The sequence below is a fragment of the Brevibacterium sp. CSND-B09 genome, from assembly GCF_052906525.1.
Genome location: NZ_JBREGI010000001.1, coordinates 622639 through 639601, shown reverse-complemented (window position 1 = coordinate 639601; position 16963 = coordinate 622639). Strand labels below are relative to the sequence as shown.

Here is a 16963-nt window from a genome sequence, read left to right as displayed (position 1 = left end):
GGAATCACCGACAACCAGAGGAGATTCCATGACCGAGAACCAGAACCCCGACCAGAACCCCGATCCGGACCGCAACCACGCGGAGAACACAGCGTCGGGCCCGAACGCCGCAGACAGCACCCGCAGGGTCGAAGCTCAGGAGGGCACGGCAGGACCTCATGCCGGACCCAACTGGGCGATGCAATCGGATCCGGGAGTCCAGGGCAGGGCGAACGAATGGGGCGAGCAGACGACCCGCTCGGCACCCGATCCGCGGGCCGGGAGCCCGGAGGGACAGCGGCCGTGGGTGAACCCCTATGACCGGTCCGCTCCGATCGCCCAGTCCGGCGGTTCCGAGGGGCCACGTAAGCAGAAGCGACGCGTCCCGCTCATCCCCGCAGTGCTCGCCGGATCGGCTCTCTTCGTCGTCGGCGGTCTCGCGGGAGGAGCGATCGGTGCATCGGCGGCCATGGCGACGAACGATTCGGGGACGAGTCAGGGGCCGGGAGGCCAGAACGGACCCGGTGGAATGGGCGGCCAACAGGGCGGTGCTCAGGATGGCGGCGGACAGTCGAATGGCGGCGGAATGCCCGGAGGACAATCGAACGGCGGAGGCATGCCCGGCGGACAGGCCAACGGAATGCAGGGTAATCAGAGCGGCAGCGCCGACTCCGGGAGCTCCTCTGACGGATCCAGCTCTGACGGATCCAGCTCGGACGGCAGCGCCTCTGACTCCGACGGATCGGACGCAAGCGCTGGCACCACGTCGGCGGACACCGACGAGACGACGATCGAGAACGCAGCCGTCACGCACTTCGACCGGATCTTCACCGGATTCGCCGTCCTCAACCGGGAGGAGTGAACGCTGTCTGATATCGGCGCAGCAAAGACGATGCCCCCACCGATCGGTGGGGGCATCGTCATGCTGACGCGTCGGTCACCTCGGTGACCGACGCCGGATCAGCGCTTGAGGTCGAAGCGGTCGGCTTCGACGAGCTTCGTCCAGGCCTTGACGAAGTCGGCGACGAACTTCTCGTTCGCGTCATCCGAGCCGTAGACCTCGGCGATCGCACGCAGTTCGGAGTTCGCTCCGAACAGGAGGTCGATCCGGCTGCCGGTCCACAGCTTCTCGCCCTCGGGGGAGAAGCACTCGTAGACATTGGCCGTCTCTGACGGTCCGACGGGCTTCCAGACGTTGCCGAGGTCGAGCAGATTGACGAAGAAGTCGTTCGTCAGCTCGCCGGGGCGATCGGTGAAGACACCGAGCTCGGAATCTTCGTAGTTCGCACCGAGGACGCGGAGCCCGCCGATGAGGACCGTGAGCTCCGGCGGGGTGAGACCCAGCAGGCTGGCCTTGTCGAGCAGGAGGTACTCGGCCTTGAGCGGAAGTCCCTCGGTGAGGTAGTTGCGGAAACCGTCGTGGGTCGGCTCGAGGTAGCCGAACGAGTCGACATCGGTCTGCTCCTGGGTGGCGTCGCCGCGTCCGGTGGAGACCGGAACCGTGATCGAGTGACCGGCCGCCGCGGCAGCGGTCTCGACGCCGACAGCACCGGCGATCGCCAGCACATCGGCAAACGATGCGCCGGTGGACTCGGCGATGCCCTCGAGCACGGGAAGCACCTCGGCGAGCTTGGCAGGCTCATTGGCCTCCCAGCTGCGCTGCGGTTCGAGACGGAGACGACCTCCGTTGACGCCTCCGCGCATGTCCGAGACGCGGTGCGACGAGGCCGCGGCCCATGTCGTCGACACGAGCTGCGAGACGGTCAACCCGGACTCGCGGACGGCGGACTTGACGGCTTCGAGGCCGGCGTCATCGAGCGGGGTGCCGGCCGGAACCGGGTCCTGCCAGATGAGCTCTTCGCTCGGAGCTTCGGGGCCGAGGTAACGGGTCGCCGGGCCCATATCGCGGTGGGTGAGCTTGAACCAGGCGCGAGCGAAAGCATCTTCGAACGCTTTCTGGTCGTCCTTGAAGCGGCGCGAGATCTTCTCGTACGCCGGGTCGAAGCGCAGCGACAGGTCGGTCGTGAGCATACGGGGCTCGCGACGTCCGTCGCCCTGGGCCATGGGGACCATATCGTCCCCGCCGCCGTCTTTGGGACGCCACTGCAGGTGTCCGCCTTCGTTCTCGAAGACCTCCCACTCGTAGGCGAAGAGAATGTGGAAGAACTCGTTGTCCCAGCGGGTCGGGTGGTAGGTCCACGTGACCTCGATGCCCGAGCCGATGGAGTCGTTGCCCTGCCCCGTGCCGAAATCGGACTTCCAGCCCAGGCCCTGCTCTTCGAGCGGAGCGGCTTCCGGGTCGGCTCCCTTGTGCGATTCGGGACCGGCACCGTGCGTCTTGCCGAAGGTGTGTCCGCCTGCGATGAGGGCGACGGTCTCCTCGTCGTTCATGGCCATGCGTCCGAAGGTCTCGCGGATGTCGATCGCGGCCTTGACCGGATCGGGTTCGCCCTCGGGGCCCTCGGGGTTGACGTAGATGAGGCCCATGGTCGTCGCCGCCAGGGGCTTCTGCAGCTCACGGTTGCCCACGTAGCGCTTGTCGGTGCCCAGCCATTCGGTCTCGGAGCCCCAGTACACATCATTGTCGGGTTCCCAGACGTCCTTGCGTCCGCCGGCGAAGCCGAAGGTCTTGAAGCCCATCGACTCGAGCGCGACGTTGCCGGCGAGGATGAAGAGGTCGGCCCAGGAGATCTTCTTGCCGTACTTCTTCTTCACCGGCCACAGCAGACGGCGAGCCTTGTCGAGCGAGACATTGTCGGGCCAGGAGTTCAGAGGTGCGAAGCGCTGCTGACCCTCGCCGCCGCCTCCGCGGCCGTCCTGCACGCGGTAGGTGCCGGCCGAGTGCCAGGCCATGCGGATCATGAACGGACCGTAGTGTCCGAAATCAGCGGACCACCAGTCCTGGTTGTCCTTCTGCAGGGCTTCGATGTCGGCCTTGAGCTGGAAGTAGTCGAGGCTGTTGAACTCCGCGTCGTAGTCGAAGTCAGGGTCCATGGGGTCGCGTGCCGGCTGACCCTTGGCGAGGATCTTGAGGTTGAGGCGGTTCGGCCACCACTGAGCGTTGGCATCACCCTGGACGGGGTTGACCAGCTGGTCGGAATCCGGCGCCGCGGCCGGCTCCGTGGAAGTGTGGGCGACCGGGCAGCCGCCGGTGGTCGTCTGGGTCATCGTGTTCCTTTCACAGTCGAGTCGCGTTCGACGACTCGGATGACGGGATGGGCAACCCTCGCAGAAAGGGCATAGTCGTGTCCTCGAAAGAGGACGGGTGGTGGTGAACGGAAGCCGGGGTCACACGGCCGAGAACTGATCGTCGCCGGTCAGCTGAGCACCGGCGGCCGTGCAGTCGGGGCACAGGCCCCAGAATGTCACTTCGGCCTGATCGATGACGAAGCCGGCATCGTGGGACGGCGTCAGGCACGGAGCCTGACCGATCGTGCAGTCGACATCGACGATGAGACTGCATGACCGGCACACCAGATGATGGTGATTGTCCCCGATCCGGCGCTCGTACCGAGCCACCGAGCCCGAAGGCTTGATGCAGCGGAGGAGCCCTACCTCGGTGAGAGTGTGGAGCGAGTCATAGACAGCCTGGTGGGAGACCGCCGGCAGCGATTCCCGCACCGAGCGGATCACGGTCTCGGTATCCGCATGCGGGTGATCCCGCACGGCATCGAGGACTGCGACCCGCTGTTTCGTCACACGCAGCGACGTCTGCCGCAGAGCTGCGGGGGCGTCTTCGTCGTGTTCATGCTTCGTCCCGTTCACAGCACCAGAATGCCTGCTTCTCTTGAACGAGTCAAGGAAAGTGATGACAGGTTCTCACCGAGGCGGCCGTCGGGTCGCGCTGCGGGTGCCGGTGTCCGGGTGGTGCGGTTCGACGGCAGTTGAGGAACATCACGTGGTTCTGAGTCGTCCGAGGTGAGAGGCGTGATCCTCGGGGTGAACCATCTGGAGCGTGATTTCCGCGGCAGGGCGGGGTAGGATGCATGATCGCCATTTTGACCAGACGTGCTCGAGAGAGATATTCTGGTAGGCGACTGATTGTGTTATCTGCGTCGTCGATCGATCCTGCCGGGTGTTCTGTGAGGCCCGGAATCCTTGAGAGAAGTCGTCGCTGCAGGCCGCCGAGAAGTCGTCGCTGCTCTTCCGTGTCCTTGCGACACACCCGGGCGCAGGGGTCGATGACTCGCGTGGTTACTGGCATCGGGAGCCAAGCTTCACCCGGTGTCCGGTCGGATATGTCCCACGGTTCACAGAGACGACTGCGGTCGTGGCCGGAATTGGGAATTAGGTCTATCGAGAAGCAAATGGAGAACGCTTAGTGCCGACTATCCAACAGCTCGTCCGCAAGGGACGGCATGTCAATACAGCAGGATCGGACGCTCCTGCCCTCAAGGGCAGCCCGCAGCGTCGTGGAGTGTGCACCCGTGTGTACACCACTACCCCCAAGAAGCCGAACTCGGCTCTTCGCAAGGTCGCTCGTGTCAAGCTTTCGAGCCAGATCGAAGTGACCGCATACATCCCGGGCGAGGGACACAACCTGCAGGAGCACTCGATCGTGCTCGTGCGCGGTGGCCGCGTCAAGGATCTGCCCGGTGTTCGCTACCGGATCGTCCGCGGTTCGCTCGACACCCAGGGTGTCAAGGGTCGCCAGCAGGCCCGCAGCAAGTACGGTGCGAAGAGGGAGAAGAAGTAATGCCACGTAAAGGTCCTGCACCCAAGCGACCGATCGTCGTTGACCCGGTCTTCAGCTCACCGCTCGTCACGCAGCTGATCAACAAGATCCTGCTCGACGGCAAGCGCTCGACCGCAGAGCGGATCGTCTACGGTGCCCTCGAAGGCACCCGCGAGAAGAACGGCAACGACCCCGTTGTCAACCTGAAGAAGGCTCTCGACAACATCCGTCCGTCCCTCGAGGTCCGCTCCCGCCGTGTCGGCGGCGCGACCTACCAGGTGCCGATTGATGTTCGTCCGGCTCGTTCGACCACCCTGGCTCTGCGGTGGCTCGTGGGATACTCCCGCCAGCGCCGTGAGAAGACCATGACCGAACGACTCATGAATGAGATCCTGGACGCCGGCAACGGCCTCGGCGCAGCAGTCAAGCGCCGCGAGGACACTCACAAGATGGCCGAGTCCAACAAGGCCTTCGCCCACTACCGCTGGTAATCGCCTGCCCTGTGCGCCGGTCGGCGGACCTCGTCCGCGAGTTCTGTCGGCCGGCAGCGCAGGGGAGTCGAGCAAATCATCGATTGAGAGAGAGACACCGTGGCACTTGACGTGCTCAGCGACCTGAACAAGGTCCGTAATATCGGCATCATGGCCCATATCGATGCCGGTAAGACAACTACGACCGAACGCATCCTCTTCTACACCGGCGTGAACTACAAGATGGGCGAGACCCACGACGGCGCCGGCACCATGGACTGGATGGACCAGGAGAAGGAGCGCGGCATCACGATCACGTCGGCCGCGACGACCTGCTACTGGCACGATAATCAGATCAACATCATCGACACCCCCGGTCACGTTGACTTCACGGTCGAGGTCGAGCGTTCGCTGCGCGTCCTCGACGGCGCTGTCGCTGTGTTCGACGGCAAGGAGGGCGTTGAGCCCCAGTCCGAGACCGTGTGGCGTCAGGCCGACAAGTACGACGTTCCGCGCGTCTGCTTCGTCAACAAGATGGACAAGCTCGGTGCTGACTTCTACTTCACCGTCGACACCATCAAGGAACGTCTCGGCGCGAAGCCGCTGGTCATTCAGCTGCCGATCGGTGCCGAAAGCGACTTCGCCGGTATCGTCGATCTGCTTGAGATGAAGGCCTATGTCTGGCCCGATGAGACCAAGATGGGTCAGGACATCACCGAGATCGAGATCCCCGAGGATCTCAAGGACAAGGCTGTTCAGTACCGTGCGCAGCTCGTCGAGGACGTCGCCGAGAGCTCGGAGGAGCTCATGGAGAAGTACCTCGAGGGCGAAGAGCTCACGACGGCTGACGTCAAGGCCGGCATCCGCGAACTCGTCATCAAGTCCGAGGCCTTCCCGGTCATGTGCGGTTCCGCGTACAAGAACAAGGGCGTGCAGCCCATGCTCGACGCGGTCATCGACTACCTCCCGTCGCCGCTCGACGTGCCTCCGATGATCGGACACAACCCGAACAACGATGAAGAGGAACTGACCCGCAAGCCTTCGACGGACGAGCCGTTCTCGGCTCTGGCCTTCAAGGTCGCCTCGCACCCGTTCTTCGGATCGCTGACCTACGTGCGCGTGTACTCCGGTCACGTCAAGTCCGGTGATCAGGTGCTCAACACCTCGTCGGGCAAGAAGGAGCGCATCGGGAAGCTCTTCCAGATGCACTCCAACAAGGAGAACCCTGTCGAAGAGGCATTCGCAGGTCACATCTACGCCTTTATCGGTCTCAAGGAGACCACGACGGGCGACACCCTGAGCGACCCGGCGAACCCGATCGCTCTCGAATCGATGACCTTCCCGGAGCCTGTGATCTCCGTGGCCATCGAGCCGAAGACCAAGGGCGACCAGGAGAAGCTGTCCTCGGCCATCCAGAAGTTCGTCAAGGAAGACCCGACATACCAGGTCGAGCTTGACGACGAGACCGGCCAGACCGTCATCCGCGGAATGGGCGAGCTGCACCTCGACATCCTCGTCGACCGCATGCGTCGCGAGTTCAAGGTCGAGGCGAACGTCGGCAAACCGCAGGTCGCCTACCGTGAGACCATCCGTCGCACTGTCGAGAAGTATGATTACACCCACAAGAAGCAGACGGGTGGATCGGGACAGTTCGCGAAGGTCCAGGTCACCTTCGAGCCCCTCGAGGTCGAAGGCGATACGATTTACGAGTTCGAGAATGCCATCACGGGCGGACGCGTTCCGCGCGAGTACATTCCGAGCGTCGACGCCGGCATCCAGGACGCCATGCAGTTCGGTGCCCTCGCCGGTTACCCCATGGTGGGAGTCAAGGCCACTCTGGTCGACGGCGCCTACCACGATGTCGACTCTTCGGAGATGGCATTCAAGATCGCCGGCTCGATGGTCTTCAAGGAGGCTGTCCAGCGGGCGAACCCGGTTCTTCTCGAACCGGTCATGGACGTCGAGGTGCGTACCCCTGAGGAATACATGGGTGACGTCATCGGCGACCTGAATTCCCGGCGTGGACAGATTCAGTCGATGGACGATGCTTCCGGTGTGAAGGTCGTCAAGGCTGTGGTCCCGCTCTCGGAGATGTTCGGTTACATCGGTGATCTGCGGTCGAAGACCCAGGGCCGTGCGGTGTACTCGATGACGTTCTCCAGCTATGCGGAGGTCCCGAAGGCTGTTGCCGAGGAGATCATCCAGAAGGTGCGCGGCGGAGAGTAATCTCCGAATTCCGGTCGCCCCGGTGATCAAGAACATGGTCGCCGGAATGAAAGATAACCAACAAAAGGTCTAAGATATGAACCGCATATCTTTTGACAACCACGAGGAGGAACCCAGTGGCAAAGGCTAGTTTCGAACGGACTAAGCCGCACGTCAACATCGGCACCATCGGCCACGTTGACCACGGAAAGACCACCCTGACCGCTGCGATCACCAAGGTCCTGGCGGATCAGTACCCGGATCTCAACGAGGCTCGCGCCTTCGACCAGGTCGACAACGCACCTGAGGAGAAGGAGCGCGGCATCACCATCAACGTCTCGCACGTTGAGTACCAGACGGAGAAGCGTCACTACGCTCACGTCGATGCCCCGGGTCACGCCGACTACGTGAAGAACATGATCACCGGTGCCGCTCAGATGGACGGTGCGATCCTCGTCGTTGCCGCCACCGACGGCCCGATGCCCCAGACCCGTGAGCACGTGCTGCTCGCTCGTCAGGTCGGCGTTCCCTACATCGTCGTGGCTCTGAACAAGTCCGACATGGTCGATGACGAAGAGCTCCTCGAGCTCGTCGAATTCGAGGTTCGCGATCTGCTCTCCAGCCAGGAATTCGACGGAGACAACGCTCCTGTCGTCCCGGTGTCCGCTCTCAAGGCGCTGGAAGGCGACGAGAAGTGGGTCAAGAGCGTTCAGGAACTCATGGAAGCCGTCGACGAGAACGTTCCCGAGCCGGAGCGCGATGTCGACAAGCCGTTCCTCATGCCTGTTGAGGACGTCTTCACGATCACCGGTCGTGGAACCGTCGTCACCGGTCGTGTCGAGCGCGGCGTCCTCCTGCCGAACGACGAAATCGAAATCGTCGGCATCAAGGAGAAGTCGTCCAAGACGACCGTCACCGCCATCGAGATGTTCCGCAAGACCCTGCCGGATGCCCGTGCAGGTGAGAACGTCGGTCTGCTTCTGCGCGGCACCAAGCGCGAAGACGTGGAGCGCGGTCAGGTCATCGTGAAGCCGGGTTCGATCACCCCGCACACCAAGTTCGAAGCTCAGGTCTACATCCTGAGCAAGGACGAGGGCGGACGTCACAACCCGTTCTACTCGAACTACCGTCCGCAGTTCTACTTCCGGACCACGGACGTCACCGGCGTCATCACGCTGCCTGAGGGCACCGAGATGGTCATGCCCGGCGACAACACCGACATGTCGGTCGAGCTCATCCAGCCGATCGCTATGGAGGACGGCCTCCGCTTCGCTATCCGCGAGGGTGGACGCACCGTCGGCGCCGGTCGAGTCACCAAGATCAACGCCTGATCTGACTCACTGAGTACCACCGGCTAGGGCCGCAGTTCTTCGGAACTGCGGCCCTTCCGCATGTTCGGACCGTAACAGCCGAGCACCGGTAGGATGATGCAGTTTGGGGAAGTTCCGCAGCGCCGTCAGAATGGGGACCGGCATGATTCGGGTTCGCGCCGTCCTTGAGAGTTCCCTCACAGCCGCCGTCCCCGGAATTGCGCGGGTGAAGTGCTCTATGACAAGATAGTGAAGTTGCGTTTTGGGCGTTGACCCCTGCACTGCGGTAGTGATACCGCGAACAGCCTGAAACACTATCGGATCGATGAATCTGCATGATGCGGGTTCGGACCGAGCAGCCAATGAGTAGAAGCGCCGTCGGCGCTTGGGGGAGAAGTGAGAATTTCTCCGCCAGAACCAGCCGACACGCCCGACCTCGGGGGTCGGTCATGGTCAGCCGGCACAGACGGCAGAGAGTCTCCGACACTCTGCGAGTTGATGGCCGGAAGCAACTAAAGAAAGAGACGACGCCATGGCGGGACAGAAGATCCGCATTCGGCTCAAGTCGTACGACCACGCTGTGATTGACAGTGCTGCACGCAAGATCGTGGACACCGTCACTCGCGCAGGTGCGACTGTTGTGGGCCCCGTGCCGTTGCCAACGGAGAAGAACGTTTACTGCGTCATCCGTTCGCCGCACAAATACAAGGACAGCCGTGAGCATTTCGAGATGCGCACGCACAAGCGTCTGATCGACATCGTCGACCCGACGCCGAAGGCAGTCGATTCGCTGATGCGTCTCGACCTCGCTGACGACGTCAACATCGAGATCAAGCTCTAAGGGAGGCAGCAATGGCGAACACTCGTTCATCCGCTCTCCCGACCACCCGCAAGGTCAAGGGCCTTCTGGGAACCAAGCTGGGCATGACCCAGGTCTGGGATGAGCAGAACAACCTCGTGCCGGTGACCGTGGTGGCCACCGGTAACAACGTCGTAACCCAGGTCCGCAACGAGGAAACCGATGGTTACCCCGCTGTGCAGATCGCGTTCGGCGAGATCGATCCTCGCAAGGTCAACAAGCCGACTGCAGGCCACTTCGAGAAGGCCGGTGTGACCCCACGCCGTCACCTCGTCGAGCTGCGCACTGCAGATGCTGCTGACTACGCGCTCGGCCAGGAACTCGGCGTCGACACGTTCGAAGCCGGACTCAAGGTTGATGTGACCGCGAAGACCAAGGGCAAGGGAACCGCCGGTGTCATGAAGCGTCACGGCTTCTCCGGTGTCGGTGCCTCCCACGGTCAGCACCGCAACCACCGCAAGCCAGGTTCGATCGGCGGAGCCGCGACACCTGGTCGCGTGTTCAAGGGTATGCGCATGGCCGGCCGTATGGGCGCTGTCAAGCACACCACCCAGAACCTCACGATCCACGCCGTGGACAACGAGAACAACTTCCTGCTCATCAAGGGCGCCGTTCCCGGCCCCAAGGGTGGAGTCGTCCTCGTTCGCTCGGCCGCGAAGGAGGCCTGAACGTCATGACTGATGTCAAGACAGTCGACGTCATCGATGCCGCTGGTGCCAAGGCCGGCTCCGTTGATCTGCCCGCCGAGGTCTTCGGTGTGCCGACCAATGTGCCCCTGATCCACCAGGTCGTCGTTGCACAGCTGGCTGCGGCCCGTCAGGGTACGCACAAGACGAAGACCCGCTCCGAAGTTCGCGGTGGCGGTCGCAAGCCCTACCGTCAGAAGGGAACCGGCAACGCCCGTCAGGGTTCGATCCGCGCTCCCCAGTACAACGGCGGTGGAATCGTGCACGGACCGGTCCCGCGCGACTACTCGCAGCGGACCCCCAAGAAGATGAAGGCCGCCGCTCTGCGCGGAGCCCTGTCGGATCGTGCACGCCTCGATCAGGTCTTCGTGATGAAGAACCTGGTCACCGGCGACGCCCCGTCGACCAAGCAGGCGAAGGCCGCACTGGCCGGTCTGTCCGAACGCAAGAACACCCTCGTGGTGCTCGATCGTGACGACGAGCTCACCTACCTGAGCGTGCGCAATCTGCCCCACGTCCACGTGCTCACCGCCGATCAGCTCAACACCTATGATGTGCTGCTCGCCGACGACATCGTGTTCACCGAGGCAGCTCTTGCCGCGTTCCTGAGCGGAAACCGCAAATCGGAGGACGCATCATGAGTCTGAACTTCAAGGACCCGCGCGACATCATCGTCGCACCGGTCGTCTCGGAGAAGACCTACAGCCTGATGGACGAAGGCAAGTACACCTTCCTCGTCGACCAGGACTCGAACAAAACCGAGATCAAGCAAGCCATTGAAACGATCTTCGATGTGCAGGTCGCCAAGGTCAACACCCTGAACCGTCAGGGCAAGCGCCGCCGCACCCGCACCGGTTGGGGAAAGCGCAAGGACACCAAGCGTGCCATTGTCGCCCTCAAGGACGGATCGATCGACATCTTCGGTGGATCGCTCTAAGCGATCCTTCGTCAAAGAAGGACAAGACTCATGGGAATCCGTAAGCACAAGCCGACGACCCCGGGCCGCCGTGGCTCGTCGGTCGCCGACTTCGTCGAAGTGACCCGGTCTACACCGGAGAAGTCGCTTCTGCGCCCGCTGCCCAAGCGCGGCGGCCGCAACAGCCAGGGACGCGTGACCACCCGCCATCAGGGCGGCGGTCACAAGCGTCAGTACCGTGTCATCGACTTCCGCCGCCATGACAAAGATGGCGTTCCGGCGAAGGTCGCACACATCGAATATGACCCGAACCGTACGGCTCGCATCGCTCTGCTGCACTATGCAGACGGAGAGAAGCGCTACATCATCGCCCCGCAGAACCTCAAGCAGGGCGCACAGGTGGAAGCCGGTCCGGGTGCAGACATCAAGCCGGGCAACAACCTTGCCCTGCGCAATATCCCAGTCGGCACCGTGGTGCACGCAGTTGAAATGCGTCCCGGTGGCGGTGCCAAGATCGCTCGCTCTGCCGGTTCGTCCGTGCAGCTCGTGGCGAAGTACGGCCGTTTCGCACAGCTGCGGATGCCTTCGGGCGAGATCCGCAACGTCGATGCGCGCTGCCGTGCGACGATCGGCGAGGTCGGCAATGCCGAGCAGTCGAACATCAGCTGGGGCAAAGCAGGCCGCATGCGTTGGAAGGGCAAGCGCCCGACCGTCCGCGGTGTCGTGATGAACCCGATCGACCACCCGCATGGTGGTGGCGAGGGCCGTACTTCGGGTGGTCGTCACCCAGTCAGCCCGTGGGGTCAGTTGGAGGGCCGCACACGCCGGCCGAACAAAGAGAGCGACAAGTACATCGTGCGCCGTCGCCGGACCGGCAAGAAGCGCTGATTGGAGTACTGACTTATGCCTCGTAGCCTCAAAAAGGGTCCTTTCGTCGACGAACACCTCTTCCAGAAGGTGGCTCGTCAGAACGAGAAGAACACCAAAAATGTCATCAAAACATGGTCTCGTCGCTCGATGATCATCCCGGACTTCCTGGGACACACCATCGCAGTACATGACGGACGCAAGCATGTCCCCGTCTTCATCACTGAGTCGATGGTCGGACACAAGCTCGGCGAGTTCGCACCGACACGGACGTTCCGTGGCCACGAAAAGGACGATCGCAAGGGTCGCCGCCGCTGAGGCGGGGCACTCTTTCGATCCTAGAGAAGAGAGAAGGAAGCGATGGAAGCCAAGGCTAAGGCGCGGTACCTGCGCGTTACGCCTCGCAAGGCTCGGCGCGTCATCGACCTCATTCGTGGTCAGCAGGCGACCGAAGCACTTGCAGTGTTGAAGTTTGCAGAACAGTCGGCATCAGATCCGATTTACAAGCTCGTGGCCTCCGGCATCGCCAATGCGCGTGTCCGGGCCGACGAGGAAGGCGTTGCGTTCGACGAGAACGAACTGGTCATCTCCGAAGCCTTCGTGGACGAGGGGCCGACCATGAAGCGGTTCCGTCCGCGTGCCCAGGGTCGCGCTTTTCGCATTGAGAAGCGCACCAGCCACGTGACAGTGGTCCTGGCCAGCGGTGACGACCTGCCTCAGCGCAAGAGCCGGAAGGGGAACCGTTAATGGGCCAGAAGATCAATCCGAATGGATTCCGACTCGGAATCACCACGGATCACAAGTCGAAGTGGTTCGCTGACTCGACCAAGCCGGGGCAGCGCTACCGCGACTACGTGCTCGAAGATGTCAAGATCCGCCAGATGATGAACACCGGCCTCGAACGGGCCGGCATCTCGAAGGTCAACATCGAGCGCACGCGTGACCGTGTCCGCGTCGACATCCACACCGCACGCCCGGGCATCGTCATCGGCCGTCGCGGAGCCGAAGCAGACCGCATCCGCGGTCAGCTCGAAAAGCTCACCGGCAAGCAGATTCAGCTCAATATCCTTGAGGTGAAGAACCCCGAGGTCGACGCTCAGCTCGTCGCCCAGGGTGTTGCCGAGCAGCTCGCCAGCCGCGTGGCCTTCCGCCGCGCGATGCGCAAGGCGATCCAGAGCGCCCAGCGCGCAGGTGCCAAGGGCATCCGCGTTCAGTGCTCGGGCCGCCTCGGCGGTGCTGAGATGAGCCGGTCCGAGTTCTACCGCGAAGGTCGTGTGCCGCTGCACACCCTGCGCGCGAACATCGACTTCGGCGTTCACGAAGCCCACACCACTTTCGGACGCATCGGCGTCAAGGTGTGGATCTACAAGGGCGACATGACCGACAAGGAGCTTGCCGCCGAGCAGGCCAAGGCTCCTGCTGCTCGTGGCCCGCGTGGCCGTGGGCGCGGTCGTGGAGGCCGCGGACGTGGTCAGGAAGGCGCACCGCGCCGTGGCGACCAGGCCCGTAATACTGAGAACAGCGCCGAAGCCCCCGCGGCTGAGGCCGGATCGGAGGGCTGAGAAATGCTGATCCCTCGTCGAGTGAAATTCCGCAAGCAGCACCACCCCAACCGGGGCGGCGCCGCCAAGGGAGGCACGACGGTGTCCTTCGGTGACTACGGCATCCAGGCTCTCGAGCCGGCTTACGTCACCAACCGTCAGATCGAGGCCGCACGTATTGCCATGACCCGCTACATCAAGCGCGGCGGCAAGGTGTGGATCAACATCTACCCTGATCACCCGCTGACGAAGAAGCCTGCCGAAACCCGCATGGGTTCCGGTAAGGGTTCGCCGGAGTGGTGGATCGCCAATGTCAAACCCGGTCGAGTCATGTTCGAACTCGGCGGTGTGTCCGAGGAAGTTGCTCGCGAGGCTCTGCGCCTGGCGATCCATAAGCTTCCGCTGAAGGCCCGTATCGTGGCCCGCGAAGGTGGTGAGTGAGAATGGCTATCGGTTCGAAGAACCTTTCCATCGACGCGCTTGACGGTTACGACAACGAGCGTCTGCAGGAAGAGCTCAAGAAGGCCAAGGCCGAGCTGTTCAACCTGCGTTTCCAGTCGGCCACCGGCCAGCTGGAGAGCCACGGTCGCCTCAAGGCCGTGCGTCGCGACATCGCTCGTATCTACACCGTGCTCAACGAACGGGAGCTGGACATCCGTCCGAACCCCGCTGATGCCAAGGAAGAGAGCAAGTGATGGCGGAGACCACGAACACCGAGTCCACTGCTGCGGAACGCAACTCCCGCAAGACCGCACGTGGCTACGTCGTATCCGACAAGATGGACAAGACCATCGTCGTCGAGGTTGAGGAGCGCATGAAGCACCGCCTCTACGGCAAGGTCATGCGCAAGTCGGTCAAGTACAAGGTTCACGACGAAGAGAACACCGCCGGCATCGGCGACCTCGTCCTCGTGGCCGAGACGCGGCCCCTTTCGGCCGCGAAGCGTTGGCGGCTCGTCGAAATCGTCGAACGCGCCAAGTAGTCAACGCCACCCCACCCACCCGGTCCCGCCCGCGGCCTCCTGCAGGCCGTGGGCGGCTACCGGGAACGGGGTGAAATGTCAATGAATCCGTTCCGCAAGGCTCGCGCTCAGGCGTGAGAACCAGCGCGACGACAGGAGAAAATAGTGATTCAGCAAGAGTCGCGACTCAAAGTCGCCGACAACACTGGCGCCAAGCAGATCCTGGCAATCAGGATCCTGGGTGGCTCCGGTCGGCGCTACGCCTCGATCGGTGACACCATCGTGGCTACCGTCAAGGATGCAATCCCTGGCGGCAATGTGAAGAAGGGTGACGTCGTCAAGGCCGTCATCGTTCGCACTGCCAAGGAACGTCGTCGTCCCGACGGCTCCTACATCAAGTTCGATGAGAATGCAGCTGTCATCCTCAAGAACGATGAGGAACCACGCGGAACCCGTATCTTCGGGCCCGTGGGACGCGAACTCCGCGACAAGAAGTTCATGAAGATCGTCTCCCTGGCACCGGAGGTGTTGTGAGCATGGCGAACAAGCTCAAGATCAAGAAGGGCGACCTCGTCCAGGTCATCGCCGGCGCTCGGCAGTCCCGTGGTGGCGATCGTGGCAAGCAGGGCAAGGTTCTTGCCGTCTACCCCGAACGCAACCGCGTCCTCGTTGAGGGCGTCAACCGCGTGATCAAGCACAAGAAGGCTACGCAGACTCAGGCCGGCGGCACCGCTGGTGGCCGTGAGACCCACGAAGCCCCCATCCACGTGTCCAACGTGGCGCTCGTTGATCCCAAGGACAACAAGCCCACCCGCGTCGGATACCGCGAAGAGAGCGTCGAGCGCGACGGTCGCACCAAGACCGTTCGGGTTCGCATCTCGCGTCGCACCGGGGAGGAGATCTGATGACGGAAACAACCACCAGCCGTCCCGCACCGCGTCTCAAGCAGATTTACCGCGAAGAGATCGTTGCGAAGCTGCAGGAAGAGTTCAACTACGCCAACCCCATGCAGGTTCCCGGACTGACCAAGGTCGTCGTGAACATGGGTGTGGGTGACGCAGCACGCGATTCCAAGATGATCGAAGGCGCGATCAACGACCTGACTCTGATCACCGGTCAGAAGCCTGTCGTGACCCGTGCCCGCAAGTCCATCGCACAGTTCAAGCTGCGCGAAGGTCAGCCCATCGGCGCCCACGTCACCATGCGTGGAGCCCGGATGTGGGAGTTCATCGACCGCGTCATCACTCTGGCACTGCCGCGTATCCGCGACTTCCGCGGACTCTCGGATCGTCAGTTCGACGGAAACGGTAACTACACCTTCGGCCTCACCGAACAGTCCATGTTCCACGAGATCGATCAGGACCGGATCGACCGCGTCCGCGGTATGGATATCACCGTCGTCACCACCGCGGCAACCGACGACGAGGGACGTGCACTGCTGCGTCACCTCGGGTTCCCGTTCAAACAAAAATAATCGCTACGTTGCAGGTCCAAGCACAGTACGTGGGCGGAAACCGTAACGAGGAAGGGCAAGTGCCCAAATGACAATGACTGATCCAGTCGCAGACATGCTTACGCGTCTGCGCAACGCCAACTCGGCTTATCACGAGGACGTCAGTATGCCGTTCTCGAAGCTCAAGTCGAACATCGCCGAGATCCTCAAGACCGAGGGCTACATCACCGGCTGGAGCGTCGAAGACGCCGAAGTCGGCAAGACTCTGCTCCTGGACCTGAAGTTCGGACCCAACCGGGAACGTTCGATCGCCGGCCTGCGCCGTGTGTCGAAGCCGGGACTGCGCGTCTACGCGAAGTCCACGAACCTGCCCAAGGTTCTCGGCGGCCTCGGCATCGCCATCCTGTCGACCTCGTCAGGCCTCCTGACGGACCGTCAGGCCGCCAAGAAGGGTGTGGGTGGGGAAGTCCTCGCCTACGTCTGGTAAAGGAAGGAGAGAAGAACATGTCACGTATTGGCAAGAACCCGATCTCCGTTCCCAGCGGCGTCGAGGTCAAGGTCGACGGCCAGGATGTCGCCGTCAAGGGACCTAAGGGCGAGCTGTCCGTCACCATCGCCGAGCCGATCACCGTATCGCTCGAAGACGGTGTCATCACGGTTGCCCGTCCGGACGAAGAGCGCGAATCGCGTTCTCTGCACGGACTGTCCCGCACGCTCATCAACAACATGATCGTCGGTGTGACCGATGGCTACTCCAAGGCCCTCGAGATCGTCGGAACCGGTTACCGTGTCCTGGCCAAGGGATCGAACCTCGAGTTCGCCCTCGGCTACAGCCACCCGATCGTCGTCGAACCGCCGGAGGGAATCTCCTTCAGCGTCGACGGTCAGACCAAGGTTGCTGTCCACGGAATCGACAAGCAGCTCGTCGGTGAGACCGCTGCCAACATCCGGAAGCTGCGCAAGCCCGAGCCTTATAAGGGCAAGGGTGTGCGCTACGCCGGCGAAATCGTCCGTCGCAAGGTCGGAAAGGCTGGTAAGTAA

At 62.7% G+C, this 16963-nt stretch carries 23 protein-coding genes; 21 read left to right on the top strand and 2 right to left on the bottom strand.

Features of this window, described 5'->3' with window-relative positions:
- The first annotated feature begins 28 nt into the window (after window positions 1-28).
- Window positions 29-841, top strand: a complete 813-nt coding sequence (locus tag ACU4IU_RS03170; RefSeq protein ID WP_446655861.1) for a hypothetical protein — start codon at window positions 29-31, stop codon at window positions 839-841.
- Between the two features lie 98 nt (window positions 842-939).
- Here ACU4IU_RS03170 and katG read toward each other — a convergent pair whose 3' ends face one another.
- Both katG and ACU4IU_RS03160 read right to left on the bottom strand, forming a co-directional pair.
- Window positions 940-3147, bottom strand: coding sequence for a catalase/peroxidase HPI (gene katG / locus ACU4IU_RS03165; protein ID WP_139468557.1), 2208 nt, complete (start codon window positions 3145-3147; stop codon window positions 940-942).
- A gap of 120 nt (window positions 3148-3267) precedes the next feature.
- Window positions 3268-3744 carry a Fur family transcriptional regulator gene (locus tag ACU4IU_RS03160; protein WP_446655860.1) on the bottom strand — a complete coding sequence of 159 codons (477 nt, stop codon included), beginning with the start codon at window positions 3742-3744 and terminating at the stop codon, window positions 3268-3270.
- Window positions 3745-4300: 556 nt separating this feature from the next.
- Between ACU4IU_RS03160 and rpsL the strand changes: the two genes are divergently transcribed.
- The 20 genes from rpsL to rplF all read left to right on the top strand — a co-directional run bounded on the left by rpsL (window position 4301) and on the right by rplF (window position 16963).
- Window positions 4301-4675 carry a 30S ribosomal protein S12 gene (rpsL, locus tag ACU4IU_RS03155; RefSeq protein WP_025777935.1) on the top strand — a complete coding sequence of 125 codons (375 nt, stop codon included), beginning with the start codon at window positions 4301-4303 and terminating at the stop codon, window positions 4673-4675.
- A complete protein-coding gene (gene rpsG, locus ACU4IU_RS03150; RefSeq protein WP_039206341.1) occupies window positions 4675-5145 on the top strand; it encodes a 30S ribosomal protein S7 in 471 nt (156 codons plus the stop codon). Before rpsL ends, rpsG begins: the two co-directional genes overlap by 1 nt.
- A gap of 99 nt (window positions 5146-5244) precedes the next feature.
- Window positions 5245-7350 carry an elongation factor G gene (fusA, locus tag ACU4IU_RS03145; protein WP_172173599.1) on the top strand — a complete coding sequence of 702 codons (2106 nt, stop codon included), beginning with the start codon at window positions 5245-5247 and terminating at the stop codon, window positions 7348-7350.
- Window positions 7351-7466: 116 nt separating this feature from the next.
- On the top strand, window positions 7467-8660 hold the full coding sequence (tuf, locus tag ACU4IU_RS03140) for an elongation factor Tu (RefSeq protein WP_139468554.1): 1194 nt from the start codon (window positions 7467-7469) through the stop codon (window positions 8658-8660).
- A 511-nt stretch (window positions 8661-9171) separates the two neighbouring features.
- Window positions 9172-9480, top strand: coding sequence for a 30S ribosomal protein S10 (rpsJ, locus tag ACU4IU_RS03135; protein WP_009379191.1), 309 nt, complete (start codon window positions 9172-9174; stop codon window positions 9478-9480).
- Between the two features lie 11 nt (window positions 9481-9491).
- A complete protein-coding gene (rplC, locus tag ACU4IU_RS03130) occupies window positions 9492-10166 on the top strand; it encodes a 50S ribosomal protein L3 (RefSeq protein WP_101546942.1) in 675 nt (224 codons plus the stop codon).
- 5 nt (window positions 10167-10171) lie between these two features.
- Window positions 10172-10825 carry a 50S ribosomal protein L4 gene (rplD, locus tag ACU4IU_RS03125; RefSeq protein WP_139468553.1) on the top strand — a complete coding sequence of 218 codons (654 nt, stop codon included), beginning with the start codon at window positions 10172-10174 and terminating at the stop codon, window positions 10823-10825.
- The gene (gene rplW / locus ACU4IU_RS03120; protein WP_025777929.1) at window positions 10822-11121 is read left to right on the top strand and encodes a 50S ribosomal protein L23; all 300 of its coding nucleotides are present in this window, start codon (window positions 10822-10824) and stop codon (window positions 11119-11121) included. The genes rplD and rplW overlap by 4 nt, the downstream gene beginning before the upstream one ends.
- Window positions 11122-11151: 30 nt before the next feature.
- Window positions 11152-11988: a 50S ribosomal protein L2 gene (rplB, locus tag ACU4IU_RS03115; RefSeq protein ID WP_025777928.1), complete on the top strand. Its 837-nt coding sequence runs from the start codon at window positions 11152-11154 to the stop codon at window positions 11986-11988.
- A 15-nt stretch (window positions 11989-12003) separates the two neighbouring features.
- Window positions 12004-12285 (top strand): 30S ribosomal protein S19, encoded by a 282-nt coding sequence (gene rpsS / locus ACU4IU_RS03110; protein ID WP_025777927.1) that lies wholly within the window; start codon window positions 12004-12006, stop codon window positions 12283-12285.
- Between the two features lie 42 nt (window positions 12286-12327).
- Window positions 12328-12714: a 50S ribosomal protein L22 gene (gene rplV / locus ACU4IU_RS03105; RefSeq protein WP_025777926.1), complete on the top strand. Its 387-nt coding sequence runs from the start codon at window positions 12328-12330 to the stop codon at window positions 12712-12714.
- Window positions 12714-13529, top strand: coding sequence for a 30S ribosomal protein S3 (gene rpsC, locus ACU4IU_RS03100; protein WP_139468552.1), 816 nt, complete (start codon window positions 12714-12716; stop codon window positions 13527-13529). The genes rplV and rpsC overlap by 1 nt, the downstream gene beginning before the upstream one ends.
- 3 nt (window positions 13530-13532) lie before the next feature.
- Complete coding sequence (gene rplP / locus ACU4IU_RS03095; protein ID WP_025777924.1) at window positions 13533-13949, top strand: 50S ribosomal protein L16; 417 nt, start codon at window positions 13533-13535, stop codon at window positions 13947-13949.
- Between the two features lie 2 nt (window positions 13950-13951).
- The gene (gene rpmC / locus ACU4IU_RS03090) at window positions 13952-14203 is read left to right on the top strand and encodes a 50S ribosomal protein L29 (protein WP_025777923.1); all 252 of its coding nucleotides are present in this window, start codon (window positions 13952-13954) and stop codon (window positions 14201-14203) included.
- Complete coding sequence (gene rpsQ, locus ACU4IU_RS03085) at window positions 14203-14490, top strand: 30S ribosomal protein S17 (protein ID WP_139468551.1); 288 nt, start codon at window positions 14203-14205, stop codon at window positions 14488-14490. Before rpmC ends, rpsQ begins: the two co-directional genes overlap by 1 nt.
- 144 nt (window positions 14491-14634) lie before the next feature.
- Window positions 14635-15003, top strand: a complete 369-nt coding sequence (rplN, locus tag ACU4IU_RS03080) for a 50S ribosomal protein L14 (RefSeq protein ID WP_025777921.1) — start codon at window positions 14635-14637, stop codon at window positions 15001-15003.
- A gap of 2 nt (window positions 15004-15005) precedes the next feature.
- The gene (gene rplX / locus ACU4IU_RS03075; protein WP_139468550.1) at window positions 15006-15374 is read left to right on the top strand and encodes a 50S ribosomal protein L24; all 369 of its coding nucleotides are present in this window, start codon (window positions 15006-15008) and stop codon (window positions 15372-15374) included.
- Window positions 15374-15943, top strand: coding sequence for a 50S ribosomal protein L5 (rplE, locus tag ACU4IU_RS03070; RefSeq protein ID WP_039206325.1), 570 nt, complete (start codon window positions 15374-15376; stop codon window positions 15941-15943). Before rplX ends, rplE begins: the two co-directional genes overlap by 1 nt.
- A 67-nt stretch (window positions 15944-16010) precedes the next feature.
- Complete coding sequence (gene rpsH / locus ACU4IU_RS03065; RefSeq protein WP_025777918.1) at window positions 16011-16409, top strand: 30S ribosomal protein S8; 399 nt, start codon at window positions 16011-16013, stop codon at window positions 16407-16409.
- A 17-nt stretch (window positions 16410-16426) separates the two neighbouring features.
- Window positions 16427-16963: a 50S ribosomal protein L6 gene (gene rplF / locus ACU4IU_RS03060; protein WP_025777917.1), complete on the top strand. Its 537-nt coding sequence runs from the start codon at window positions 16427-16429 to the stop codon at window positions 16961-16963.